21 protein-coding genes and 1 pseudogene are annotated in these 25,419 nt (G+C 41.5%); 21 read left to right on the forward strand and 1 reads right to left on the reverse strand.

The annotated features are described in order from the left end of the window. Position 1: 1 nt before the first annotated feature. The 21 genes and pseudogenes from EZ315_RS00610 (at position 2) to EZ315_RS00705 (ending at position 23,339) form a co-directional block, all read left to right on the forward strand. Positions 2-874: an NTP transferase domain-containing protein gene (locus EZ315_RS00610; RefSeq protein ID WP_135469681.1), complete on the forward strand. Its 873-nt coding sequence runs from the start codon at positions 2-4 to the stop codon at positions 872-874. Further along, complete coding sequence (locus EZ315_RS00615; protein WP_135469684.1) at positions 871-2,490, forward strand: NTP transferase domain-containing protein; 1,620 nt, start codon at positions 871-873, stop codon at positions 2,488-2,490. Before EZ315_RS00610 ends, EZ315_RS00615 begins: the two co-directional genes overlap by 4 nt. Continuing rightward, positions 2,465-3,643, forward strand: a complete 1,179-nt coding sequence (locus EZ315_RS00620; protein WP_197731907.1) for a BCCT family transporter — start codon at positions 2,465-2,467, stop codon at positions 3,641-3,643. The genes EZ315_RS00615 and EZ315_RS00620 overlap by 26 nt, the downstream gene beginning before the upstream one ends. Further along, a complete protein-coding gene (locus tag EZ315_RS16830) occupies positions 3,640-3,978 on the forward strand; it encodes a BCCT family transporter (RefSeq protein WP_197731908.1) in 339 nt (112 codons plus the stop codon). The genes EZ315_RS00620 and EZ315_RS16830 overlap by 4 nt, the downstream gene beginning before the upstream one ends. Before the next feature lie 12 nt (positions 3,979-3,990). Then, a complete protein-coding gene (locus EZ315_RS00625) occupies positions 3,991-5,064 on the forward strand; it encodes a pyridoxal-phosphate-dependent aminotransferase family protein (RefSeq protein ID WP_135469687.1) in 1,074 nt (357 codons plus the stop codon). Continuing rightward, positions 5,064-6,374 carry a Gfo/Idh/MocA family oxidoreductase gene (locus EZ315_RS00630; RefSeq protein ID WP_135469690.1) on the forward strand — a complete coding sequence of 437 codons (1,311 nt, stop codon included), beginning with the start codon at positions 5,064-5,066 and terminating at the stop codon, positions 6,372-6,374. The genes EZ315_RS00625 and EZ315_RS00630 overlap by 1 nt, the downstream gene beginning before the upstream one ends. Before the next feature lie 12 nt (positions 6,375-6,386). Continuing rightward, positions 6,387-7,541: a toll/interleukin-1 receptor domain-containing protein gene (locus EZ315_RS00635; RefSeq protein WP_135469693.1), complete on the forward strand. Its 1,155-nt coding sequence runs from the start codon at positions 6,387-6,389 to the stop codon at positions 7,539-7,541. Positions 7,542-7,595: 54 nt separating this feature from the next. Then, positions 7,596-9,119: an oligosaccharide flippase family protein gene (locus tag EZ315_RS00640; protein WP_135469696.1), complete on the forward strand. Its 1,524-nt coding sequence runs from the start codon at positions 7,596-7,598 to the stop codon at positions 9,117-9,119. Then, on the forward strand, positions 9,116-10,318 hold the full coding sequence (locus tag EZ315_RS00645) for a glycosyltransferase family 4 protein (protein WP_135469700.1): 1,203 nt from the start codon (positions 9,116-9,118) through the stop codon (positions 10,316-10,318). The genes EZ315_RS00640 and EZ315_RS00645 overlap by 4 nt, the downstream gene beginning before the upstream one ends. Beyond that, positions 10,291-11,610, forward strand: a complete 1,320-nt coding sequence (locus EZ315_RS00650; protein WP_135469703.1) for a hypothetical protein — start codon at positions 10,291-10,293, stop codon at positions 11,608-11,610. Before EZ315_RS00645 ends, EZ315_RS00650 begins: the two co-directional genes overlap by 28 nt. Beyond that, positions 11,592-12,524: a DUF6625 family protein gene (locus EZ315_RS00655; RefSeq protein ID WP_135469706.1), complete on the forward strand. Its 933-nt coding sequence runs from the start codon at positions 11,592-11,594 to the stop codon at positions 12,522-12,524. The genes EZ315_RS00650 and EZ315_RS00655 overlap by 19 nt, the downstream gene beginning before the upstream one ends. Before the next feature lies 1 nt (position 12,525). Then, the gene (locus EZ315_RS00660) at positions 12,526-13,815 is read left to right on the forward strand and encodes a Coenzyme F420 hydrogenase/dehydrogenase, beta subunit C-terminal domain (RefSeq protein ID WP_135469709.1); all 1,290 of its coding nucleotides are present in this window, start codon (positions 12,526-12,528) and stop codon (positions 13,813-13,815) included. Positions 13,816-13,817: 2 nt separating this feature from the next. After that, positions 13,818-14,840 carry a polysaccharide pyruvyl transferase family protein gene (locus tag EZ315_RS00665; RefSeq protein WP_135469712.1) on the forward strand — a complete coding sequence of 341 codons (1,023 nt, stop codon included), beginning with the start codon at positions 13,818-13,820 and terminating at the stop codon, positions 14,838-14,840. Then, on the forward strand, positions 14,840-15,814 hold the full coding sequence (locus EZ315_RS00670; protein WP_135469715.1) for a capsular polysaccharide synthesis protein: 975 nt from the start codon (positions 14,840-14,842) through the stop codon (positions 15,812-15,814). Before EZ315_RS00665 ends, EZ315_RS00670 begins: the two co-directional genes overlap by 1 nt. Then, positions 15,801-16,646 carry a LicD family protein gene (locus EZ315_RS00675; RefSeq protein WP_135469718.1) on the forward strand — a complete coding sequence of 282 codons (846 nt, stop codon included), beginning with the start codon at positions 15,801-15,803 and terminating at the stop codon, positions 16,644-16,646. The genes EZ315_RS00670 and EZ315_RS00675 overlap by 14 nt, the downstream gene beginning before the upstream one ends. Then, positions 16,643-17,706: pseudogene (locus EZ315_RS00680) on the forward strand (DUF1972 domain-containing protein). Before EZ315_RS00675 ends, EZ315_RS00680 begins: the two are co-directional and overlap by 4 nt. A gap of 9 nt (positions 17,707-17,715) precedes the next feature. Then, positions 17,716-18,621 (forward strand): glucose-1-phosphate thymidylyltransferase RfbA, encoded by a 906-nt coding sequence (gene rfbA, locus EZ315_RS00685; protein WP_135469721.1) that lies wholly within the window; start codon positions 17,716-17,718, stop codon positions 18,619-18,621. Between the two features lie 35 nt (positions 18,622-18,656). Then, positions 18,657-19,232 (forward strand): dTDP-4-dehydrorhamnose 3,5-epimerase, encoded by a 576-nt coding sequence (rfbC, locus tag EZ315_RS00690; protein ID WP_135469724.1) that lies wholly within the window; start codon positions 18,657-18,659, stop codon positions 19,230-19,232. Further along, a complete protein-coding gene (gene rfbD / locus EZ315_RS00695) occupies positions 19,229-20,101 on the forward strand; it encodes a dTDP-4-dehydrorhamnose reductase (RefSeq protein WP_135469727.1) in 873 nt (290 codons plus the stop codon). The genes rfbC and rfbD overlap by 4 nt, the downstream gene beginning before the upstream one ends. After that, positions 20,091-21,224: a dTDP-glucose 4,6-dehydratase gene (locus tag EZ315_RS00700; RefSeq protein ID WP_135469730.1), complete on the forward strand. Its 1,134-nt coding sequence runs from the start codon at positions 20,091-20,093 to the stop codon at positions 21,222-21,224. Before rfbD ends, EZ315_RS00700 begins: the two co-directional genes overlap by 11 nt. Before the next feature lie 216 nt (positions 21,225-21,440). Next, complete coding sequence (locus EZ315_RS00705; protein ID WP_135469731.1) at positions 21,441-23,339, forward strand: DEAD/DEAH box helicase; 1,899 nt, start codon at positions 21,441-21,443, stop codon at positions 23,337-23,339. Positions 23,340-23,490: 151 nt separating this feature from the next. On the opposite strand, the gene EZ315_RS00710 is transcribed toward EZ315_RS00705, so the two are convergent. Then, positions 23,491-25,029, reverse strand: a complete 1,539-nt coding sequence (locus EZ315_RS00710) for a site-specific integrase (RefSeq protein ID WP_170957414.1) — start codon at positions 25,027-25,029, stop codon at positions 23,491-23,493. Positions 25,030-25,419 lie beyond the last annotated feature (390 nt).

The following is a 25,419-nucleotide window of genomic DNA, read 5'->3' on the forward strand; positions in this document are numbered from 1 at the left end:
AATGTCAGATAATAAGCGAAATGCAATAATAATGGCGGCAGGAACATCCTCAAGATTTGTTCCTTTGTCTGCTGAGATTCCTAAGGGATTGCTTGAGGTCAAGGGTGAAATCCTAATTGAGCGCCAGATAAGGCAGCTAAAGGAGGCGGGAATCAACGATATTACTATTGTCACGGGCTACAAAGCCGAAATGTTCAAGTATCTTGAAAATAAGTTTGGTGTCGAACTTGTCCTAAATGAGGATTACCAACGATATAACAATACATCGTCTGTCATCTGTGTTCTGGACAGAATGAAAGACACATATATCTGTTCCTCTGATAATTATTTCACAAATAATGTTTTCTGTGAAGAGCCACGGTGCAGTTATTACAGCGCATTATATGCCGCGGGAGAAACAAAGGAATACTGCCTTAAGGTTGATGAAGCAGACAATATAACCGATGTGACTGTCGGAGGGAAAGACTCGTGGTACATGATTGGTCATGTCTACTTTTCAAATGATTTCAGCCGGAAATTCAAAGAAATACTTGCCAAGGAATACGAGAAGAAAGAAACCAGACAAGGTTATTGGGAAGATGTCTATATAAAATTCCTGAACCAGCTTCCTCCGATGAAGATTCATAGGTATTCCGATGACGCGATACATGAGTTCGACTCAATTGATGAACTACGTACATTCGACAAATCATATATTCGTGATACACGGTCAAACGTGTTGAAGAATATAGCATTCCGACTGAATTGCATAGAGGCATCTCTCAGTCAATTTGAGAAAATTCACTATACCGGAGAAGATATTGCTTTCTCATTTATCAAAGATGGTGAGAAATATCTATTTGACAGTTCTGACCAAACGATTCGCAAGCTATGAAGACAGCCGTAATACTTGCAGCACGCAAAGAGAAAGACTGTGACACACCATATCCATTGATGCCATTTGCCGATGGAATTTGTCTTATGGACAGGTCTTTGAGCATACTCAGGGAAAATGGCTACGATGACATAATCATTGTTGCTGGTTTCAGACATAATCTCTTTGATAAATACGCATCTGATGATGTGAGGATTATTGTCAACAGGGATTATGAGTTTACCGCATCAATGGGTTCGCTTACATTGTGCAAAGATTTGGTGAAGGATGATTTCCTTCTTGTTGAGAGTGACACATTCTTTGAATCTACAGTGGTCAAACGTTTGTCTGAACTGAATGGAGGAAACTGCATCGCAATGACAGAAGAGAGTGGTTCCGGAGACGAGTGCTTCGTCGAAACCAAAAATGGTTTTGTGACCAAGATTACCAAAGACCGTCACCGTGTACGTAACTTTGAGGGAGAAATGATGGGAGTCACACGTATATCCTACGATACTTTCACCTGGCTTATCCACGCATGGGAAAATTCGACAAACCCTTACCTCAACTACGAGTATCTCCTGATGGATGTCACGGAAGCTCTCGACCGTCCATACATCAAATTCAAAAATGTCATCTGGGGAGATGTTGATTGTAAAGAAGACTTCAAAAGACTCAGCAATGGACTCTACCGCGCGTTATGCCGCAAAGAGAATCCTTTTGACGAGGAAAACCTTAGGCATCATCTACAGACAATATTTCCCGGCAAGGATGTCAACGTGGCGCAGATTGAGCAAATCGGCGGCATGAGCAACAAGAACTTCAAAATAACATTTGAAGGGAAAAGTTACGTCCTGCGAGTTCCCGGCAATGGTTCAGATGGCATGGTAGAACGTACCAATGAGGAATTCAATGCTACGGCAGCATGTGAATTGGGAGTGAATCCGCCGATACGGTATTTCAATCCAAGTAACGGCATCAAACTTGCCGACTTTGTCGAAAACGCTGAGACACTGAATGCGGCGACAATCCAGCGACATGACAACATGCGCAAGATTGCTAAGATATATCAGTGCATCCACAACTCCCATATCCGACTCCGCAACGAGTTCAACATCTTCCATGAGATAGAGAAATATGACCGTTTGATGGAATGTGCCGGGGCAACCATGTACGCAGGTTGGGAAGATGTCAGACCTCAGGTCATGGCATTGGAAAACCATCTGAATAAAATTGGGGTAGACCTGAAGCCATGCCACAATGACGCACTGTATGAGAACTTCATAAAGGCATCTGACGGCACAATCTATCTCATCGATTGGGAATATTCGGGAATGAATGATTCGATGGCCGATTTCGCAGCACTTTTCATAGAGGCCGGCTTCGAAAAAGAGAATGAGGATTATATCCTCGATAAATATTTCGAAGGGAACATACCTGACAATGCTCGTGAGAAGATACTGTGCTATCAAATCCTATGGGACTACCTGTGGGCACAATGGACTGTCATAAAGGAAGCCAAGGGAGATGACTTCGGCACATACGGTCAGGATCGTTTCAACAGAGCAATATCAAACTTAAATACATTACATTCGAACTACAGAAACCAAGATGGCGACAGCAGAAAGAAAAATTGACTGGACAACGATGCTGATACCGTTTGCAATCGTCGTTGCGATGATGGCGGTATTTATGATAGAACCCGAAGGGTCGAAGAACGTGGTTGATACGCTTCGCGGATTCTTCGGCGACACCATAGGAATATATTATCCGATACTGGCGATTGGGAGTGTCCTGTGCGCCCTGTATGTTGCCATGAAACCGAAATATGGCAATATCAGACTCGGTGACACAAACCGCCCAGCATACAGCAACTTCAAGTGGGGTACGATGATATTCACCTCCACAATGGCCGCCGACATAATGTTCTATTCCCTCATTGAGTGGGCACTATATGGTGGTGAGCAACATGTACAGAATCTCGGTGGAACCCAGATGTGGGCACCGACATTCACCCTTTTCCATTGGGGACCACTTGCATGGGGTTTCTACGTTATTCTTGCTGTATGCTTTGCGTTCATGATACATGTGCGCCGTCGCCGCCGTCAGCGATTCTCAGAGGCTTGCCGTCCTTTGTTCGGCAATAAGGTAGATGGGTTGTTAGGCAGGATTATTGATATCGCAGCTATCTTTGCGATTGTCTGTGCCACAGGTACGACATTCTCACTTGCCACACCTCTCCTAACCCAGGCTATGGGTTACGTATTCGGCTTCACCGCCAACACGGCAGTCACAATCATAGTATTGCTGCTGATATGCACCATATATACAGTCACAGTTCTATTTGGTCTTAAAGGTATCAGCAATCTCGCGGCTATATGTTCCTATCTATTCTTCGCGATATTGTTCTATTTCCTGTTCCTCGGAGGCGAGACACGATACATCATCGAGACCGGATTCCAGTCGTTGGGCAATATGGTTCAGAACTTCGTAGGACTGTCGACGTATATGGATCCGCTCCGAGAGAATGGATTCGCGCAGACATGGACAGTGTATTATTGGGCATACTGGCTTGTATGGGCATGTGCCACACCGTTCTTCATTGCAATCATCTCCAAAGGACGCACCATCCGCAACACCGTTTTCGGTTCATTCGGATGGGGGCTTGCCGGGACATATATGTCGTTCATAATCCTCGGTAACTATGGACTTTCCCAACAGATGAATCAAAACATTGATATACTGGAGTTTATAAATAGGGGGGGTCGATGTATGATGCCATATTCATGATATTCAACACCCTACCGCTCCCGGCATTGGCTTTGATTCTGCTCGTCATCACAATGATTGCATTCTACAGTACGACACTCGACGGCATCACCTACGTGACCTCATCATACAGCTACAAGCAAATAGACCCTGACGAAGAACCGGCAAAAGGCATCCGAGGATTCTGGAGCATAATGCTGATACTTCTGCCTATCGGTCTTCTATTCGCCGAAAATTCCTTATATGGATTGCAGGGCGTGACCATAATAGCCGCTTTCCCAGTAGGACTACTGTTGATAATGATTGTGTGGAGCTTCTTCAAAGACTGTAACAAATGGCTCAAGACTAATCATTAAAACAAAAGAAATATGTTAAATTTCACAGTCGGACCTGTAATGTCAAACGAGGAGGTGCTCGCCATAGGTGGTGAGCAAGTTCCTTATTTCAGAACTCAGGAGTTTTCTAATATAATGCTGGAGAATGAGGCGTTGATGAAAGAATTTCTCAATGCTTCGCAAGAGGCAAAGGCAGTTTTTATCACCGGCTCAGGCACGGCTTCCATGGAGGCTGTTGTCATGAATGTTTTCACATCTGATGACAAGCTGCTTGTGATTGATGGTGGCTCTTTTGGACACCGATTCACCCAAATTTGTGATATACACAAGATTCTTTACACGGCTATCAAACTGCAGCAAGGACATACCGTTACAGCAGAAATGCTTCAAGAGTATGAAGGGAAAGGATATACCGGCTTGCTTGTGAACATACATGAGACTTCAACCGGGGTTCATTACGATTCTCAGATGCTTGGGGATTTCTGCAAGAGAAACAACATGCTGTTCGTAATTGATGCGATTAGTTCATTCCTTGCCGACATGCTTGATATGCAGGCGGTGAATGCAGATGTCATAATCACCGGCTCGCAGAAAGTACTTGCATGCGCTCCCGGAATTTCAATCATCGTTCTCGGAGAAAAGGCATTGAAGCGAGTTCATGAAAACGAGACCATAACCATGTACCTTGACCTGAAAGACGCATTGAAAAATGCGGAACGCGGTCAGACTCCATTCACGCCCGCTGTCGGTATCCTAAGACAAATCAATGCCCGTCTACGCCAGATAAAGAGAGACGGCGGTGCTGCATCAGAAATAGCAAAAATCAAAGCCCAGGCCGAAGACTTCAGGAGCAAGATAAAAGACCTGCCATTTGAAATTGTCTCGGAATCAATGTCAAATGCGTTGACTCCTCTACATCCGACAACCGCTTCTGCATACGACATATTCCTTGAACTCAAAGACAACTATGGAATATGGATTTGTCCAAATGGCGGAGATATGAAAGAAACCATATTCCGTGTTGGGCATTTTGGAGCGCAGACTACAGAAGATAACGACACACTTATTACTGCGTTCAAAGACCTTCAGGCTAAAGGAATCATATAATGACAAAGGTCATAACATACGGTACATACGATTTCCTTCATGAGGGACATATCCGGCTACTGGAGCGAGCCAAAGCACTCGGTAATTACCTCATAGTAGGTGTTACCGCTGACGGCTTTGACATGGCACGTGGCAAGATTAATGTCGGGCAGTCGCTGATGGAGCGTGTGGAGGCAGTGCGTCGCACCGGGCTTGCCGACAAGATAATTATAGAAGAGTATGAGGGTCAGAAGATTGATGACATACGTCGGTATGAAGTCGACATCTTTACTGTCGGTTCAGACTGGGTAGGGAAATTCGATTACCTCAACGATTACTGCAAAGTCGTTTATCTTGAAAGGACACAGGGTGTCTCCTCCACTCAGATAAGAAGCCATAACCGCGAAATACGCATCGGAATCGTCGGAGAGACAAACATCGTGAACAAATTCAAGAATGAATGTCGTTTCGTGAACGGTGTGGCTATCTCCGGCATCTATGCTGCCACTGATGAATTTCTTGACACCGAATTAAAGGCAATGGTTTTGGAGACTCCCACCCTTGATGACTTGCTTGCCAAGAGCGATGCAGTGTATGTCGCCTCGATACCGTCGGAACACTATTCACAAGTCAGAAAGGCTCTTTCAGCTGGTGTGCATGTGATATGCGAATCCCCGATAGCCTTAAATGTTGAGGAATATGAGGAACTGGAAAGAATAGCGGAAGAAAAGTCCCTTGTCTTGATGGACGGCATAAAGACCGCCTATTCCCTTGCATACAACCGTATGATGCTTCTGATAAAAGGAGGAATCATAGGTGATGTGCTTTCGGTAGACACCACCTGCACAAGCCTTATTGACATGTCAAAGGAGTTGTCACCATACCAATGGAACAGTATCTGCTGGTGGGGACCGACAGCGATGCTTCCTGTGTTCCAGATATTCGGTACCGACTGCAAGAATATCCTACGCTATTCAAAGACATTGCCAGAACATTCCGACTTTGACCTCTTCACAAAGTTATCATTCGTTTTTAACGGAGGTGTCGCCTCGATAAAAGTTGGACAAGGCGTGAAATCAGAGGGTGAGATGGTAATCTCCGGCACCAAAGGCTACATCTACGTTCCAGCACCGTGGTGGAAAACCGACTACTTTGAAGTACGATACGAAAATCCAGCCGACAACCGACGTTACTTCTACCAGCTCGAAGGAGAAGGAATCCGCTACGAAATCCTCTCCTTCCTCCACTTGATTCAAGGGCAACAGTCGTACAACCAAATCCCAGCTGCCATATCCGAGACCATCGTCTCAATTATCGAGAATCGAAAATAGACCTGAGTAATTATGACAAACAAAGACATTGATAAGGGCATTGAATTTGTAAGGCAGCAGGTAAAAAAACTTGGTGTAATACCTGGAAATATATTCATGAAAGCGAATGCTTTTGTGGAGTCGTTGTCAAAATATGCCACGTGGAGCAATAAGGAATCAAATCTCTTTGCCAATATATTGGTAATCAACAATATTCTTTCATGTGAAGGGATGTTTCTGAGATTCACGCAGACCGGATATAGTTTCATCAATGAAAAGCAAACTACATTAAAAATTGATTTAATCGCCGTATTACCCCTTAACAATCAAAAGCCTGATATCGCATTTTATCTGATTTGGGATGTAATAGGCAATGACAAAGGCGAAAACCCTTTTTATGTTGACGGCAAGGATTATTATAATGCTATTAAACGATTTGTCAATGGCCTACCGCCTACATATTCACAATACATGAACCAACTTCACGAAAATGGAGATAGTAAGTCTCGATGTGATTGGGGAAAGACTTTGTTCTGCAAAATATCACCCGATGAGATATCATCATTTCTTAATTCTCTGTCTGAAGTAATTAATGCTAAAATCAGTCCAGCAAATGATGAAGCAGAAGAACTGATTGAAATGGAAGACACTACATTCGAAACACCTATTAATGAACCGATGGATAATAATAACCGACAACCGAAAATTTTTATATCCCATAATACAGATGACAGAGATTATGCAAAAGCCCTTGTGCAATTGCTGACTAATTTGGGAGTGAATGAAGAAATTGACGTTTTTTGTAGTTCACTTCCTGGATGTGGAGTAAAATTTGGTAAAAGTTTTATTAAAGCCATCCGTGAACAATATGAAAACCATGACTTGATTATGCTATTCATCCATTCTCCACGCTATTATCAAAGTCATGTTTCGCTTTGTGAAATGGGCGCAGCATGGATTATGAAGAACGAACACTTTTCTTTTCTTACTCATGACTGTGAATTCAAGATGCTCGATGCCGTAATCACACCTACTGAAATGGCATTTAGAGCCGGTCAAGACAATACTTACCCTCTTTTGAACGATTTCAAGGATTTTATAGAGTCCAAGTTCGGTCTGACTCCAAAGTCGATAAATCGATGGGATGATATCAAGTCAGACTTCATTAATGCTGTCTTGAAGAAATAGCCGAATGAATTTCTGAAACTTATCCAACTGTGCTTGGAAATTAACGTTTGACTTATGGCGATAAATCAGATAAAGGGAGGAATAGTCCTTAATTATGTTATTATTGGACTTAATATAGTATTGGGGTTGTTATATACCCCTTACATGCTCCGTATGCTTGGACAAAATGAGTATGGACTATATTCTCTCGTCGCTTCAATTATTGCGTATCTTACGCTTCTTGATTTCGGTTTTGGTAATGCAATTGTTCGTTATACGGCTAAGCTAATATCGGAAGGTAAACAAAAAGAACAATGGGAATTGAACGGTATGTTCATTGTGATATATTCCCTAATAGGATTGTTGGCGGTTGGGGTTGGTATAATTTTGTATAATAATGTGGAGTGGTTATTTGATGCAAAGATGACACAAGATGATATTGCTCAGGCAAAAATAATGATTGTGTTATTGATAATCAATTTAGCACTTACATTTCCACTCAGTGTTTATGGTTCAATAATCGTTGCTTATCAAGACTTTATATTTCAAAAAATACTCACTTTATGTCGATTGCTTTTTACAGCTTTGACAATTGTTATTCTTCTTTATTTGGGGTATAAGGCAATTGCAATGGTTGTTGTTCAGACTATTTTCAATCTAGGCATTCTCTTTATCAACTGCATCTACTGCTTTAAAAAGCTACACATTAAAGTTTGGTTTTCAAATTTAAAATTTACAATTCTAAAAGAAATTGCCCACTATTCTTTTTGGGTTTTCCTTAGTCAGATAATTGACAGAGTATATTGGGGAAGCGGTCAATTCGTATTGGGCTCGTTAATAGGGACAACCGCTGTTGCGATATTCTCAGTTGCGATATTACTTCAGCAGATGTATATGACCTTTTCAAGCTCCATATCAAGCGTATTGCTTCCAAAAATTACGGCAATGGCTAATGACAGTGGGAACGAAGTCGCGATTTCCAATCTATTCATACGTACTGGGAGAATTCAAGCAGTTGTCATGGCTCTCATACTATTTGGTTTTTATATTTTTGGCTCATCATTTATAAAATTATGGGCAGGGAATGGATATACTGAAGTCTATCCTATAACTCTATTGTTCTTTACTGCGTTGTTTATTCCTACAATCCAAACGACGGGGTACACTATACTTCAGGCTCGGAACCAAATGAAATTCAGATCTATCGTTTATTTATTCATTTCCATATGTAGCCTTATATTACAGGTAGTATTCACAAAAATCTTTGGAATTATGGGCTGTGCCTATGCTATTGGAGGTGCGCTTATCCTTGGTCAGGGGCTAGTTATGAATATATATTACTATAAAAAACAAAAGATTGACATTCCCCTGTTTTGGAAAGAAACTATAAAGATAATGATAGCTCCGATAGTATTGACATTATTGGCAAAAATGATAATTCCTGAATCAAAATTATTATGTAATTGGGGTTCTCTGTTGGTTGCCATATTGCTTTTCACAACCGCCTATGGTATAATTGTTTATCTATGCTCTTTAAACCAATATGAAAAGCAACTATTTAAGTCAACTATTTTAGTAATAAAACGTATACGCAAATGAAAATTGTCTACATGACATATGGGATTCATTATTCCGGTGGCATGGAAAGAGTGTTGTCAGTGAAAGCTAATTATTTTGCTGAAGTACTGGAATATGAAGTGTATATTGTCATAACGGATGGCAAAGGGAGGTCGCCTTTTTTCAAATTCTCTGACAAGATACAAATAATTGACCTTGGGATAAATTATCGCGACCTTGTGGGCATGAATCCTCTTAAGAAATGTATTCCATATTTTCTTAAGAAATTAAGACATCAACGCAAACTAAGTAGATTGCTAAATGAAATCAAACCAGATATAAGCATATCGATGTTCCAATATGAAGCCTCAGTCCTGCATAAAATAAAGGATGGAAGCAAAAAGATTATTGAGAGCCATTTTTGTCGTGCAGTAGATTTGTTAAGAAACAAAGAGAAACACGGCATTTCAAAATACATAGCCAAGTATTTATTCAAAAAAAATTCTAAAATAGCTTCGAGATATGACTGTCTTGTGACTTTAACAGAAGACGATTTACGACTATATGATGATGTAAAAAGTGTACGGTGTATCCCTAACCCACTGACTATCACCCCCCCCACATACGTTTTACGCAACTCGCCTGCTTCAACAGAATCTGCGCATGACTGCGTAGAGGCTGATTTTCCAAGAGACAGGAAAAATACAAATATACTTTTAGCAATTGGCCGAATTAGTTATCAAAAAGGATTTGACAATTTGGTTAAAATATGGGCAGATATTGAGAAAGAGTTTCCTAATTGGGAATTGCATATATATGGTTCTCATGAGGACAGGCCTTATTATGAATACATTCAAAGTATGATTCAAGAGAGTAAACTCAATCGAATATTTATATTTAATCCGACAGACAACATAGAGAAGGTCTACGAGAAAAGTGATTTATTAGCAGTCACATCCAACTACGAAGGCTTTAACCTGTCGATTATAGAGGGTATGAGTTACGGATTGCCCGTAGTCTCATTTGATTGTCCCTGTGGTCCTGGAGAAATCCTTCGTGGGCATGATTGTGGCGTTTTGATAGCCCCTGGTGACAATAGAGCCTTTGCCAACGCACTTCGTGGATTTATGAGCAATTCAGAATTACGTAAGAGATATAGCGATAAGGCTTATGTTAGAGCAAAAGACTTTTCCATTGATAATATAATGGGAAAATGGATAACACTTTTCCGCGAGTTATGAATTCTTCTATTCCTCTATCCCATAGCATCGCTCATGAGCGTATGAATACAAAGTATAACATCTACGAGATTTCTTATATCATATTATTTCTATTCTTATTTCCACAATCCATATTAAGTCAGGTGATTGATGGATTTGAATATGGAGATGAGGTTTTCGGGATAATAGGATTGGTTACGTTTATCAATCATTACACTCGAAAAAGAATTTTGGAAAAGTATCCTAAAGTCATGAAAATGTTTTATCTAGCATTTTCTGTAGCTATTATAGGATGGATAGGGACATTTTTACACGGAATACAGAAAAATTTCATTGTGAATCTCACTGATTGTTTCACGATTCTTAAATTTTATTTCATATTTTATTTAAGTCTCTATCTCCTTAACAAATCAAAAATTAACAATATTATAAATCCCATATTCAAAATCACTAAATTATACATAATTTTCGGTTCCATTTTCTTTATTATCAGTCAGGGTGTTGATATAGGAATGACTCCAGAGGTGAGGTTTGGCATACGCACATTCAAATTCATTAATTCAAATGTAGGTGACTATTCATCAATTCTAATCATTTCCTTGGTAATTTTCCATATTGTATCATATTACAAGCGGAAACCGCTGAGGATATTGAAAGGGCTGACCATTATTCTTATTATATTTACATTTCGTGGTAAAGCCTTAGGATTTATGGCGACGTATTTGATGGCCGTTTTTTTGATAGACCATTTTCATAAAATATCAAAAAAAGCACTGATAATTATAGCGATTTTGGGAATTTGTGGAGGATACTTTCAAATACGTTATTATTTTCTTGATAATGTAACTCCTCGTGCTCTTTTCCTTGCTAATGGCATAGAGACTGCAAATCAATACTTTCCAACAGGAGCCGGTTTTTCAACCTATGGGTCCAATATGGCGAAAGTTCATTACTCTCCACTTTACAGACAATATGGATTTAGTAAAATTTGGGGTATGAACGAAGACGAGCAGCAGTTTCTGAACGACAATTTTTGGCCAATGATAATGGGACAATATGGCTGGATTGGGATGTTGCTATATATAGCTATATTGGTGTTAATGTTTAAAATAGTAAATAAGCAACTGTATAATAAACAACTCAAGATTGCGGGATTTTCAATTTTCTTTTTGCTGCTATATTCATCAGTCGGTGGCCCTATCTTTGTACACTACATAGGATGTGCATCTATTATAATATTCTCGTTAATCTTGAAAGTTAATGGAGATATTCCACATATCATAAATGAAAAACGATGTATAAAATCGGTATAATAAGCATTTATTTCGGAGCATTACCTAATTATTTTAATTTATGGCTCGATTCGTGTAGACGCAATCCTTGTTTTGATTTCATTTTTATTTCGGACCAGACCATTACCGATATACCGGATAATGTAAGATTGATTAAATGTTCACTTGACAAGGTGCGCGAAAAATTTGAAAACCATCTTGGCAAGCCAGTAGCACTTGACAAGCCATATAAACTATGTGATTACAGACCTCTATACGGTGCTGTTTTTCAGGATATTATATATGATTATGATTTTTGGGGCCATTGCGATATTGATTTGATTTGGGGTGACTTGAAAAAATTTATCAGTGGTGAGATTCTTGAAAAACATGACAAGATATTTCCGCTTGGACATTTGTCTTTGTATCGGAACTCGTTTGAAATCAATAACGCATACAAACTTGCAGGAAGCCAAAGAGGAGATTACAATCGTGTGATATCAACGAACAAATCCTGCATTTTTGATGAGAGATATGGTATCAATAAGATTTTTGAAGCCAATAATCTGCCACTATATAATCGTGAGACCGCAGCAGACATTGGTTTTAGAAACCAACGTATGATAATAGCCGGCAATCAAAACAAAAATTATGATTTTCAACTTTTCACCTATGAAAAGGGACATTGCTACCGCTATTACATAGTAGAAGACGGTGTGGCTCGCGATGAATTTTCTTACATTCATCTACAGAAACGGCCATATAGAGAAACTGTATTCACCGATAGATTTATAGTAGCACAAAACGACTTTATTCCATTTAAAGGTGATATAACGTCCGAGATGATAAAAAAACACAATCCATTTAGAGGTCACACCTATGAATGGTTTGAATACCACTATCGAGATTTATCTTTCAGAATTAACAGAAGAATCAAACAACTATTTATAAAATAATATGCCACAAATAGATAAGCCTAATTATCTGTGTGTAGGTTGTGGGGCATGTGCTTATTCTTGTCCAAAACAATGCATAACATACGTTGATAATCCGTTAGGACAATATGTTCCATCTGTTGACTACGATAAGTGTATTGAGTGTAAATTATGCGAAAAAAGGTGCCCTATTTATTCAGCTAGTATACCACAAAAGCATGATGGCATTCAGTACAATCCAATAACCGGAGAATACATTTCATGTTATAAAGGGTATGATGAAAAATTCAGACCTACAAGTGCATCAGGCGGTTTTCTCACAGCCGTTTTATATAATCTTCTTGATACTAAAAGCGTAGACAATGTAGTTTGTGTCATAAATAATCATACAGAAAGTTCATTCTATCAATATGATATAGTCTCAGAAAAGGATGATTTGCTGAAGAATTCTCGATCCGCATATTATCCTATGGAAATATCCAGCGTGCTGCGCTATATTCGAGATAATGAAGGTAAGTATGCCATCGTGGTATTGCCATGTCAGGCAAAAGCCATTAGAGAGATACAAAGAACTGATTATATACTGCGTGAGCGTATCATGTTTTTGCTCGGACTTGTGTGCGGAGGAATGCCTGGCAAAGATATGGTTGAATACATTGCATTGGACAATGGATTAAATGTCAAAGATGTGCAAAGTATATCCTTTAGGGAGAAGAGCATTGCCGATTTAAATCGGCAATGCTCTGTAACACTGCGTGTTACAGAGTATTATTCCGTAAGGAGTCGATTCCCTGACGAAGCCTTTGGATTTTCATATCTTAACAAGCTTTTCCATTATCGAGCCTGCAATATTTGCGATGACATATATGCTGAATTTGCTGATGCTGTATTTATGGATGCATGGTTACCGGAACACCGTGATGATAAATTAGGAACATCAATCTGCATAATACGCAATAAAACCCTCGATGATATTTTGACATCGTATTTTGCCAACAACACTCACTGTGAACCAGTAAATATCTCTATCGCCATAGAAGCACAAAATTGCGTTGGACTGATTCAACGTAAGAAAAAACAGTCCTACTTCAAGCGCAGCTTTTATCATCGATTAGGTTACGTTACACCAGAGGCTAAGGACATCGCATTAAGCATTGCAGAAAAAATAAAGTTCTTTATTCGTGCAACCCAAGAATTACTTATTCAAAATAAATCCTCGAAACTATGGATTAAATTTAAGCAAGGGGCTATTTCATTCAATAAATATAAGGGTGAAATGAAACGGTTTATCAAACTTGTTAAAAAAATATAAGAATGAAAATTGGAATCTTCACGATTTTTGACGCTTACAATTATGGCAGTTTCCTGCAAGCATTTGCTATGCAGTCCTTTCTAACTGACAGAGGTCATCAAGTATACATGATAGATGTAAGGGATAGTCTGAAATCTGTTTTTGCCCAAAAATATTTTGCAAAAAGTATCTCTCGCTCAATTTTGAAGCTAAAACGTTGGTATGCTTATCATAATGATTGGAGACTCCTCAATATAGTATCATTAAACGATTATCCTGAGCTTGACCTTGCCGTGATAGGCAGTGATGAAGTTTGGAATATTGAAAATCCATCATTTACTCACGCTTCTCAATATTATGGCATAGATATTAAGGCAAGGAATATAATCGCTTATGCTCCGAGTCTTGGCTATTCGACAGATAATAGTTATGACGTCTATCCTCATTTGCGAAATGGGATTGTAAGCAATATCTCATGGATAGGAGCACGCGATGAGTTCACCCGCAAGTTTGCCGAAGAAATTGGCCATAGTAGTATAAACATGGTGTGTGACCCAACACTTCTTTTGAGTGGCGAATGGCAAAAATATGAACAAGAGGTTCAAATAAATGAGCCATTCGTGATTTACTACAGCTATCAAGAGGATACGCCATTCAAAAAATATATCCAATGTTTTGCCAAAGAGTATAATCTCAGAGTTGTGTCAGTTGGATTTAATTACAAGTGGTGCGACAATCAGGCTATTGTATCTCCCACTCAATTCCTTTCATTAGTGCGTCGGTCTTCATGCATAATAACAAGTACCTTTCATGGCACAGTGTTTTCCACTCTCTATAATAAGCCATTTGTTCAAGTACATCCGGCAAGAAAAGCGGTAGATTATTTGACCCAGTTAGGTATGAATCGAACAACCAATATAGAGGAGGGATATGATAATTTCAAAAATAAATTATTGCATCCAATCGATTATAACGCAATAAATAATGAAATAAAGAAATGGAGGGACTATTCTTCATCTCTTATAATTTCTAAAACTGGGATATAATGAATTGGACTAAATACTTAAAAAATGCCGGAGGCATCAACCTGATTAAACAATATTTGAGAACAGGAACCCTATTTACAGCCATAAACCAGTTTGTTGTTCTGGGTCGAGACCGCAAAGCTCTTGAATTATTAAGGCTCGGTGTTGAACACAAACTATATTACAGATTACGCAAAAAATACTATAAAAGAGCAACTGATTTTAAGAAAACTATTGACGGAGTATGTAGGAAATCAGATTCTTCTCCTGTAAAAAAGATATGGATTTGCTGGTGGCAAGGAATTGACAATGCACCTTCTCTTGTAAGGAAGTGCTATGATTCATTCAAATCCCATTTGCCTAATTGGGAGATAATTGTTATAACCAAGGAGAATTATTCTCTATATGTGGCATTCCCCGATTACATAACTCAAAAATGGGAGTCCGGAATAATAAGCAATACGCATATGTCTGACTTATTACGTACTGAACTTATCATTAGACATGGCGGCATGTGGGTCGATTCTACGATTTTATGCACATCGAACAATATCCCAATCAGCATCATAAATAGCAATCTATTTTTTTATCAGAGCCTAAAACCAGGTGCAGATGGACATACTGTACTGTGTTCTACCTGGTTAATATATGGGAAACCAGGCAGTCAAATATTACTTCTGACACGAGAGCTGTTGTACAATTACTGGAGGACAAAAAATAAGATTGACGATTATTTTATCTTTCATTATTTCCTAACAATGGCTTGCAAGTTCTATCCAGATGAGTATGCCAAGATTCCACAATTTGATAATGCAACGCCTCATATCCTTTTGCTTAATCTGTTTAAGAAATTCGATAAGAATTATTGGTCTGACCTTTGCAGAACGACATGCTTTCACAAGTTAAGTTACAAACTTGACAGTGAGTTGGTGAAGAACAGCCAAGATACATATTATAATTTTATAATGAGTGACAAAAACAATGAAATTCCCTAAAGAGAAATCTCTCTCAATGAATGAAATCCAACAGATTTCATTCAACATACTATGTGTTATCAAAAAAATTTGTAATCAGGAGGGTCTGAACTATGGATTGGCTTTTGGCACTCTTCTCGGTGCCGTCCGACACAAAGGCTACATACCATGGGATGATGACGTGGATATCATAATGCCTCGTCCTGATTTTGAAAAACTAATGAAGTATTTCGAAAATCATCGCGAGGAATTATTACCATACGAACCATGGAACCGTAGCAAACATCCGTCTTATCCATATACCATGACACGCATCATAGATAATCGATATATTCTTGATGTTGATAATGAGGAACCATGTGGCATGGGGATTTTTGTTGACATTTATGTCCTTGACGGAGCCGGCAACTCAATTGAGGAAGCAAGAAATCTATTAAACAAAACAAAGAAGTATCCTTCCGGAATATTTTTGTCTACTCGAAAAAAATTAAAAAATGGAGGGACTAAAGGATTCATAAAGAATCTAATAAAACCGTTATATTTCGCTTATGTAAAAATGATGGGACGGGAGTACTTCGTAAAAAAGTTATATAGGATAATATCTCAATATGACTATGATAAGTGTTCTCATCTTGCTTGCCTTGAATGGGATAATACTACAGCAAGTGCCACGGCTAAAGTCGATATCGAAAATCCGGTGGAAGTAGAATTTAACGGAGAAAAATTCAAAGCTGCTGCCAATATCGATTTTTATCTTACTCATGCATATGGAGACTATATGACTCCACCTCCTGAAAAAGATAGAGTCTATCATCATCTATACAAGTCATATAGAAAATCTGATTGCATATGAAAGTAGCTATAGTCGGGACGCAGGGCGTTCCGGCAAATTATGGCGGATTCGAGAGCTTGGTCGAGAATCTGCTTGGAGTCCATTGCCCGAAAAATGTGGAATACACAGTGTTTTGTTCCAGTAAGGATATGCCGGACACTCGTGGAGAATATAAAGGTGCGGTATTGAAATATGTCGGACTACATGCCAATGGAGCACAGTCGATTCCTTACGACATTGCCTCAATGTGTAAAGCCATCAGCGGATATGACGTAATCCTAATACTGGGTGTTTCCGGTTGCCTGTTTATGCCTATTCTCAGACGTTTAAGCCGGAGCAAGATTATTGTGAATATTGACGGGCTTGAACATCGTCGCGCCAAGTGGGGAAAATTAGCCAAATGGGTGCTCCGTACATCAGAAGCCATGGCTGTAAGGTATGCTGATATTATTGTCGCCGACAACAAAGGTATTCAGGACTATGTCACCGAGACATACGGTAAACCATCGGAACTGATTGCATACGGTGGGGACCATGTGAAACGAGAGCTTTCCGAAGAATTTGTCAATGGCACATTGAACACATATGGGGTGCGCAAAAGAGAATATGCCATCACTGTTTGCCGTATCGAACCTGAAAATAATAGTCATGTTATCCTTGAGGCGTTCTCCAAGATAGACAGGTCTCTGATTTTTATCGGGAACTGGAATCATAGCGAGTATTCGCGTCAGCTAAAGGATAGGTATAGCAGATTCTCTAATATAAAAATTCTTGATGCTATTTATGACCTCGACATCCTTTATGCTCTCCGCTCCAATGCCGGAATTTATATGCATGGACATAGCGCGGGGGGACAAATCCCTCGCTTGTCGAGGCAATGTTCTTCGGCGTACCGATTATTGCGTGTGATGTGGTATACAATCGCGAGACAACTGAGAATAAAGCATATTATTTCAAATCGACAGATGACATTCTCCGTCATTTGAACTCAGAAAATCTCGTGGGTGAGACGATGGTCGAGATAGCTAATCGACGATATACCTGGGAGCATATATCAGAACAATATTGTAATCTTTACTAAATAATAATTATGAAAGGTATCGTCCTTGCCGGTGGGTCCGGAACTCGTTTGTATCCGATTACCAAGGGGGTCTCGAAGCAGATGCTCCCTATCTATGACAAGCCGATGGTTTATTACCCGATTTCGACGCTGATGCTGGCGGGAATTCGTGATATTCTGATTATCTCTACCCCTACAGATTTGCCTGGTTTCAAGCGTCTGCTTGGCGATGGGTCGGACTATGGCGTCAGGTTCACTTACGCCGAGCAGCCCTCGCCCGACGGACTGGCTCAGGCGTTTATAATCGGTCGGGAGTTTATCGGCGACGATTCGGCTTGTCTGGTGCTCGGCGACAATATTTTCCATGGCGCAGGCTTTTCGGAGGTGCTCAAGAAGGCTGTCGATGCGGCTGAAAATGAGTCGAAAGCCACTGTCTTCGGCTATTGGGTGAATGACCCCGAGCGCTACGGAGTGGCTGAGTTTGACAAGGAGGGAAATTGCCTCTCTATCGAGGAGAAGCCCGAGCATCCGAAGTCAAATTATGCCGTTGTCGGTCTCTATTTCTATCCCAACAAGGTGGTAGATGTGGCCGCACATATCAAGCCATCGGCTCGTGGTGAACTAGAAATAACCACTGTTAATCAAGAATTTCTCAAAGGCGGCGAGTTGAAGGTGCAGACGCTCCCGCGCGGCTTTGCGTGGCTCGACACGGGCACTCACGACTCCCTTGCCGAGGCTTCAATCTATGTCGAGGTGCTCGAAAAGCGCCAAGGTTTGAAAATCGCTTGCCTTGAGGGCATTGCCTACCGCCAAGGCTGGATTTCAAAGGAGAAAATGATTGGGTTGGCTCAGCCGATGCTCAAAAACCAATATGGTCAATACCTGCTCAAAGTGGTGGAGGAAGTGGAACGCACCGGCGAAAAAAATCTCGACTGATTCCCTCTCCAATTATGAATTATGCATTATAAATTATGAATTGTATTAAGACTGATATTGAGGGGGTTGTCATCATTGAACCCCACGTGTTCAAGGATGCTCGCGGGTATTTTTTCGAGAGCTATTCAAAGCGCGAATTTGATGAGAAAGTGCGCCCTGTGGATTTCGTGCAAGACAATGAGTCGTGCTCCACAAAGGGTGTGATGCGCGGACTGCATTTCCAGCGTCCACCGTTCTCGCAGTCGAAGCTTGTTCGTTGCGTAAAGGGTGCAGTACTCGACGTAGCTGTTGACATCCGCAAGGGTTCACCAACCTACGGAAAGCATGTGGCTGTAGAACTAACCGAGGATAATCATCGTCAGTTCTTTATTCCGAAAGGTTTTGCACATGGTTTTGCCGTGCTGAGCGATGTGGCTGTGTTCCAATACAAATGTGATGAGTTTTATCATCCGGAAGCCGACGGTGGCATCTCCATTCTTGATGATTCGCTCGGCATTGACTGGTGTATCGACTACATGGAGGCAATATTGTCGGAGAAGGACACGAAGCATCCAATGCTCAAAGACTTCGATTCACCTTTTGACATCAATATAGACCTCTATAAAAAATGAATATACTAGTGACAGGAGCGAATGGTCAACTCGGAAACGAGATGCGAATAGTCTCCAAAGATTCTAAAGATAATTATATCTTCACCGATGTAGCAGAACTCGACATCACTGATGCCAAGGCTGTCAACAAAATGGTGAAGGATAACGACGTGAATATAATCGTCAACTGCGCGGCTTACACCAATGTTGACAAGGCTGAAACGGACAAGGAATTTGCAGAACTGCTCAACGCCACCGCTGTCCGCAATCTTGCCGATGCGGTGAAAGCCAATGACGGTGTGCTGATACACGTCTCTACTGATTACGTGTTCGGTGGTTCAAAAGAAAACACCCCACGCACAGAAGATGAACCGACCAATCCGACCGGTGTTTATGGTCTCACAAAACTCCATGGTGAACAACATATTGCCGAATCAGGCGCGAAAGCAATAATCTTGCGCACGGCATGGCTCTATTCAGAGTTTGGCAAAAACTTCGTCAAGACGATGCTTAATCTTACTGCTACAAAGCCAGAGCTGAAAGTGGTGTTCGACCAATGCGGCACTCCGACATATGCCCTCGACCTTGCCGATGCAATTTTCGATATCATCGAAAACCGCAAGTATGAAGGTAACGGAGGCATCTATAATTTTTCCAACGAGGGTGTATGCTCATGGTACGATTTCACCAAGATGATAGCAGAATACTCCGGCAACGCAGACTGCAATATACAACCTTGTCATAGCGATGAGTTTCCATCGCCCGTTATGCGCCCCTCCTACAGCGTCCTCGACAAAACCAAATACAAAAACATATTCGGCAAGAACGTCCCCTATTGGACAGACTCATTGAAAAAATGCCTTAAAAACCTGAAAGAAAATGAAGCGTAATATTCTTATAACAGGCGGAGCCGGATTTATCGGAAGCCATGTTGTCCGCCTGTTTGTCAACAAATATCCTGACTATCATATTGTCAACCTCGATAAACTGACTTACGCCGGTAACCTTGCCAACCTCAAAGACATTGAGGACAAGCCCAACTATACCTTCGTGAAGGCTGACATCGCTGACCTCGACGAAATGCGCCGCATCATCCAGAAATACGAGATTGACGGCATTATACATCTTGCCGCCGAGAGCCACGTGGACCGCTCCATCAAGGACCCGTTCACTTTTGCCCGCACTAACGTGATGGGCACACTCGCGCTGCTTCAGGCTGCAAAGGAGTATTGGGACACACTGCCAGAGAAGTATGAGGGCAAGCGATTCTATCACATTTCCACCGACGAAGTGTATGGCGCACTCGAGTTGACCCATCCAGAAGGTGTTCCCGCACCGTTCACCACCAACGCCTCCTCGGAGGACGATATGGCCTATGGCACAGAGTTTTTCCTCGAGACCACAAAATATAATCCCCACTCGCCCTACTCAGCCTCAAAAGCATCGAGCGACCACTTTGTCCGCGCCTACCACGACACCTACGGCATGCCCACCATCGTGACCAACTGCTCCAACAACTATGGTCCCTACCAGTTTCCCGAAAAACTCATTCCCCTCTTTATCAACAATATCCGCCACGAGAAACCACTCCCAGTCTACGGAAAAGGCGAGAATGTGCGTGACTGGCTCTTCGTCGAAGACCACGCCCGCGCCATCGACCTCATCTTCCACAAAGGCAAAATCGCTGACACATATAATATTGGTGGCTTTAACGAGTGGAAAAACATAGACCTCATCAAGGTAATCATCAAGACCGTTGACCGTCTTCTCGGCAATCCTGATGGACAGTCGGAAAGCCTCATTACATACGTCACCGACCGTCTGGGCCACGACATGCGCTACGCCATCGACTCCCGCAAGCTACAAAAAGAGCTCGGTTGGGAACCCTCTCTTCAGTTCGAAGAAGGCATCGAAAAGACCGTCCGTTGGTATCTCGACCACCAGGAGTGGATGGACAACATCACCTCCGGTGACTACGAGCGCTACTACGACTCTATGTACAAAAACCGATAATTACAACGCGATAGGACACTAAGCAAAAAAAGACTTCTTGCTGATGCATACGATTTTAGAGGTATTCAATGCATTCCTAAAATCAAAGAGATACTTGCACAAAACAGTTGCGAAGTATAATTCAAATTTTAAGATTTTATAGTGCACAATATAATATATTTGTATTGCACTAACAGATTGTCCTTCTGAGTAGTTTCGAAAAAGAGGGAAACATTGATGACAATTCGGCTTTACGATTATCAGCGTAAGATGAGGGACGCTGTTTTGGAGGCTCTTGAATCGCATAACGCTGTGATGTGCCAGATGCCAACCGGCACGGGGAAGACCCATGTGCTGGCATCGGTGGTCAGCAACTATGCCAATGGAAAATTGGTGTGGGTTGTGGTCCATCGTAAGGAGTTGATTGAGCAAATCACAACCACATGGGAAGCTTGCTATAGGGATAAGCGCAATGCACCCGATGTAAAGGTAATGTCAATCCAATGGCTGGCTCGGAATTGGGAGAAGGTCGCTAACGATGCCCCGTCGATGATTGTGATTGACGAGGCTCATCATGCTTTGGCCGAGACTTATCAGGAACTTTTTCGCCGTTATCCCGGAGCCAAAAAATTGGGAATGACTGCGACACCTTATCGAATGTCGGGCAAAGGATTTACCGACCTGTTTGAAATTCTGCTTCAATCAAAGAGCATACCAGATTTCATCACTGAGAATAGGCTGTCGCTATTTGATTACTACGCGGTGCCTCAGAATAGTAAAATACGAAGGCAGATAGCTCTACTCAAAAAACGCGGAGCCCATGGCGACTATCAGACCAAAGAACTTGACCTATCCCTAAACACTCCGCGGAATATCGAATATCTCTACAACTCTTTGATGCGTTATGCCAAAGGGCGCAAGGGGATTGTCTATGCTATCAACATCAACCATGCCCGTGCAATCGCTGATTTCTACGCCGCAAACGGTTTGAGGTGTTACGCCATCGACTGCAATACCCCCGAAAAGGAACGCCGGGAGATGGTTACGTCTTTCCGAAATGGCAACATTGACGTGATGGTAAATGTAGATATATTCTCAGAGGGCTTCGACTGCCCGGAGGTGGAGTTTATTCAACTTGCACGACCGACGCTGTCGTTGGCGGTATATCTTCAGCAGATAGGTCGCGGTCTGCGCAAGGCTAAGGGTAAGAAGTATTGCGTGATTCTTGACAATGTGGGTCTGAGCCGCACGTTTGGAACCCCTGTGCGCAAATGGAACTGGGACAAGATGTTCAAGGGCACAATGCGGAATGTGCGCATTGATAGTCTCGACCGGTCTGCGCTGCTGAAATATTATGGTTATCCAGGCAAGTTGGTCGACGAACCGATGGAAAGGATTATCAGCCATACCGACATGTCCGACGCCATCAGCAGGCAGAATATTCTCAAATACTATTCCGCAAGCAATCTCGTAGGCGTCGTACTCAAAGGGAAGGTTGTAGCCCGCAAACAAGTCACTGATGTGATTGCATATAAACATGACGCCGTGGTCGTGCGTCTTGCAGACAAGTCGGTCTGCCTTATATTTCCCACGGGCAAAGAATTGGAACTGCCGTCTGATAGTATTGACTTTGAAATTCAGTCTGACAAAATCATCAAGGTCACCACAATGCGTGGAACCATATATCATGATATGGTGACCACCCAAGATTTTGCCGAGCGACCGATTGTCAGAACATACGGTCCGATGGAGTTTCTTGACGAGGGTAGTAAGTTGTGGCGGCGTATGCCATATTATGCGATTGAATATTACAAAAACAGCGCGTATCCGCCCACATGGATGGGCTGGTACTTAAAGATATACAGCATTTGCCCGATTTCAGCGAAGGTCTATATCCCAAATTCTACATTGGGCGGCGGACGAGAATTGAGCTTTGAGCAGACTGCGCTGTTCCCCTACGATTTGCATGATTATTACATTGTGGAAGAGCTCACCGGAGGTAAAATAATCGTCGTGGACCTCAATTGCGACTATTATCTCGTCAAATCCGACAACTCTCGTAAATTTCTCTTTAAAGCAACCTCCTATTCGAGTTCCAAACAGGAGCTTGACCAATGGTTGAGCAAACTAAAATAAGATTGGAGTTAATCGTATCCTGACTTCGTCAATGCGTACCCTAGAATTCATCAGAAAATAGAGGTGTTATGTGTTGATGTCGTTTCATGAGTATAGTTTTGCTGATGGTGGTCCTATTTGCTGGCATGGTCAGTTGGATTGTCACTATGGTCTAATAATGGATTATTTTTTCAATCACATAGTTAAACAGGTTATTTGGCAAACGTTTCATGTATGTAGCTCGGCGGTCATAGTCATGGCGAAGATGGAATAATAGTGCGAGGTGTACAGTTACGGATGCAGCGTCGCCCTCAAACAGTTCAAAGTAGGCTGATTGTTCCGGTATACCGAGCTTCATTCGCTCCTCGCTGCTAACCCCATAATCAAATACGGTTTCGCATCCTTGTTGACGAGCTTCATTAAGTATGCTCATCTTCTCGCGCTTGCTTTCATCGTCGAACTTCACATACTTCATCATCATGTCGACGGTAGTGTGTCCTGTGACGGCGCGTATATCTTCAGGCGACATACCTTTTCGTAGACACATCGTCACAAATGTGCGCCGGGCAACGTGAGATGTAAGTAACTCATATTTTGGATGCACTTCTCTTGTCTTTTCCCTGCCGCTTTGTTTTTCAGTAATCCAATCGCCTGTCATGCCTGCCAACTTACCAACCTCTTTCAAGTGTGCGTTGTACTTCTGATTGGAGATTTGAGGGAAAACGCGAGGGTCTGCCTCATCGGGAGATTTTGGATATTTGGCGATGATACGCAAAGCCTCCGCAGCCAACGCAAACCGTTGACGATGGTTGGTTTTCTGAGCAGTGCAGTCGAGCATATCTCCATCTATATTCGACCAACGTAATCCTATTACATCCGAAAAACGCAGTCCTGTAAAACAGGAAAATAGAAATACATCTCTTGCTCGGTCAATAGCAGCGCGATGTGTGGGAAATGTCATAATCGCGGAAAGTTCGTCCTCGGTTAGGGCAAATAAATTGACTGTTGAATCAGACTTCGTTTCATCATGGAACCGTTGACGATACGAAACATAGGCATGATTCTTGTTGTAACCTTTGCGTGTAGCCCAATTCAAGAATGAACGAATATCCTTCATGGACTTAAAAACATAACTATTGCTTAAGCCCTTCCCTATAAGAAATAACTCAACCTTAGCGAGGAGTTCATCATTAATGTCCTCAAAATACAGACCTTGACGAAAGTCTGACAGATGGCGTAGCATTGTTTTATGCTTCATCAATGTTCCCTTTGTCCATTGTGCAGTGGAAGGCGTGCCGGTCAACTCCTTTTCTCTTTCATCAATTAGCAGCTGATATATCTGTGCAACTGTCAACCGAGTTCCTTTTTCCTCATCTAAAACCCTTTTCAATTCGCCTCTTACAGTAGTTGGCGTTACTTCATCCTCTTGTAATTCAAGATGTGAGAATGCATCATCCACAGCAGTGGCTATCTTCAGTAATCGCTGATTGATGTCAGAAGCCGAGACTCCTTCGGAATTGAAATTGTTTCGTTTGACACGTTGAGTCCTTTCATCCCATTTTGACGGAGCAATTTTGTATCCCGAATAATACCAAATACGCTTACCACCAAAAGTGATGTCTGCATTAATCGGTAATTCGGCAGCGTAGTTGCCGTCTTTATCTTTTCGCTTCTCAAGCCGGAAGCTGACACGGTGTTTGTACTTATCCATATTAGGAGAGATTTTAAGGTAAAGCACCTTTGTTTTACCCATACAAAATTACATACAAATTATGATTCAATCAAGGATATTCTAAAATATTTCGTTTTACCCATATGCAAAGAAAATACACTATATATTAGCACTTTATATTAAAATATAATTCCATAATAATTCCTTATTACACCATAATTTCTAATCCCTCCAGCTCCACTTGACGGGTCGGACAGATTCCGGCCAACAGAAGTCTAAACAAGACTAAACCGCAGAATATCAATGTATTCTGCGGTTTTTTAGTGCCTAAAAATGACGACTCAGGACCGTCATCGGACAGAAAAAAGACCGCTACGGACAGCCATTCGTTACCAACTCGTTACGGCACAAGCCGAAATTCCGGTGCAT

Origin of the sequence: Duncaniella freteri (assembly GCF_004766125.1) — a bacterium.
Taxonomy (GTDB): Bacteria; Bacteroidota; Bacteroidia; order Bacteroidales; family Muribaculaceae; genus Duncaniella; species Duncaniella freteri.

Excerpts from the sequence above, each read along its gene's own strand:
- EZ315_RS00675 (WP_135469718.1), top strand. The coding sequence starts at position 15,801 with ATGAAATTCCCTAAAGAGAAATCTCTCTCAATGAATGAAATCCAACAG.
- EZ315_RS16830 (WP_197731908.1), top strand. The coding sequence starts at position 3,640 with ATGATATTCAACACCCTACCGCTCCCGGCATTGGCTTTGATTCTGCTC.
- rfbC (WP_135469724.1), top strand. The coding sequence starts at position 18,657 with ATGAATTGTATTAAGACTGATATTGAGGGGGTTGTCATCATTGAACCC.
- EZ315_RS00610 (WP_135469681.1), top strand. The coding sequence starts at position 2 with ATGTCAGATAATAAGCGAAATGCAATAATAATGGCGGCAGGAACATCC.
- EZ315_RS00660 (WP_135469709.1), top strand. The coding sequence starts at position 12,526 with ATGCCACAAATAGATAAGCCTAATTATCTGTGTGTAGGTTGTGGGGCA.
- rfbD (WP_135469727.1), top strand. The coding sequence starts at position 19,229 with ATGAATATACTAGTGACAGGAGCGAATGGTCAACTCGGAAACGAGATG.
- EZ315_RS00665 (WP_135469712.1), top strand. The coding sequence starts at position 13,818 with ATGAAAATTGGAATCTTCACGATTTTTGACGCTTACAATTATGGCAGT.
- EZ315_RS00635 (WP_135469693.1), top strand. The coding sequence starts at position 6,387 with ATGACAAACAAAGACATTGATAAGGGCATTGAATTTGTAAGGCAGCAG.
- EZ315_RS00615 (WP_135469684.1), top strand. The coding sequence starts at position 871 with ATGAAGACAGCCGTAATACTTGCAGCACGCAAAGAGAAAGACTGTGAC.
- EZ315_RS00670 (WP_135469715.1), top strand. The coding sequence starts at position 14,840 with ATGAATTGGACTAAATACTTAAAAAATGCCGGAGGCATCAACCTGATT.
- EZ315_RS00640 (WP_135469696.1), top strand. The coding sequence starts at position 7,596 with ATGGCGATAAATCAGATAAAGGGAGGAATAGTCCTTAATTATGTTATT.
- EZ315_RS00705 (WP_135469731.1), top strand. The coding sequence starts at position 21,441 with ATGACAATTCGGCTTTACGATTATCAGCGTAAGATGAGGGACGCTGTT.
- EZ315_RS00645 (WP_135469700.1), top strand. The coding sequence starts at position 9,116 with ATGAAAATTGTCTACATGACATATGGGATTCATTATTCCGGTGGCATG.
- EZ315_RS00630 (WP_135469690.1), top strand. The coding sequence starts at position 5,064 with ATGACAAAGGTCATAACATACGGTACATACGATTTCCTTCATGAGGGA.
- EZ315_RS00620 (WP_197731907.1), top strand. The coding sequence starts at position 2,465 with ATGGCGACAGCAGAAAGAAAAATTGACTGGACAACGATGCTGATACCG.
- rfbA (WP_135469721.1), top strand. The coding sequence starts at position 17,716 with ATGAAAGGTATCGTCCTTGCCGGTGGGTCCGGAACTCGTTTGTATCCG.
- EZ315_RS00700 (WP_135469730.1), top strand. The coding sequence starts at position 20,091 with ATGAAGCGTAATATTCTTATAACAGGCGGAGCCGGATTTATCGGAAGC.
- EZ315_RS00655 (WP_135469706.1), top strand. The coding sequence starts at position 11,592 with ATGTATAAAATCGGTATAATAAGCATTTATTTCGGAGCATTACCTAAT.
- EZ315_RS00625 (WP_135469687.1), top strand. The coding sequence starts at position 3,991 with ATGTTAAATTTCACAGTCGGACCTGTAATGTCAAACGAGGAGGTGCTC.
- EZ315_RS00650 (WP_135469703.1), top strand. The coding sequence starts at position 10,291 with ATGGATAACACTTTTCCGCGAGTTATGAATTCTTCTATTCCTCTATCC.
- EZ315_RS00710 (WP_170957414.1), bottom strand. The coding sequence starts at position 25,029 with ATGGATAAGTACAAACACCGTGTCAGCTTCCGGCTTGAGAAGCGAAAA.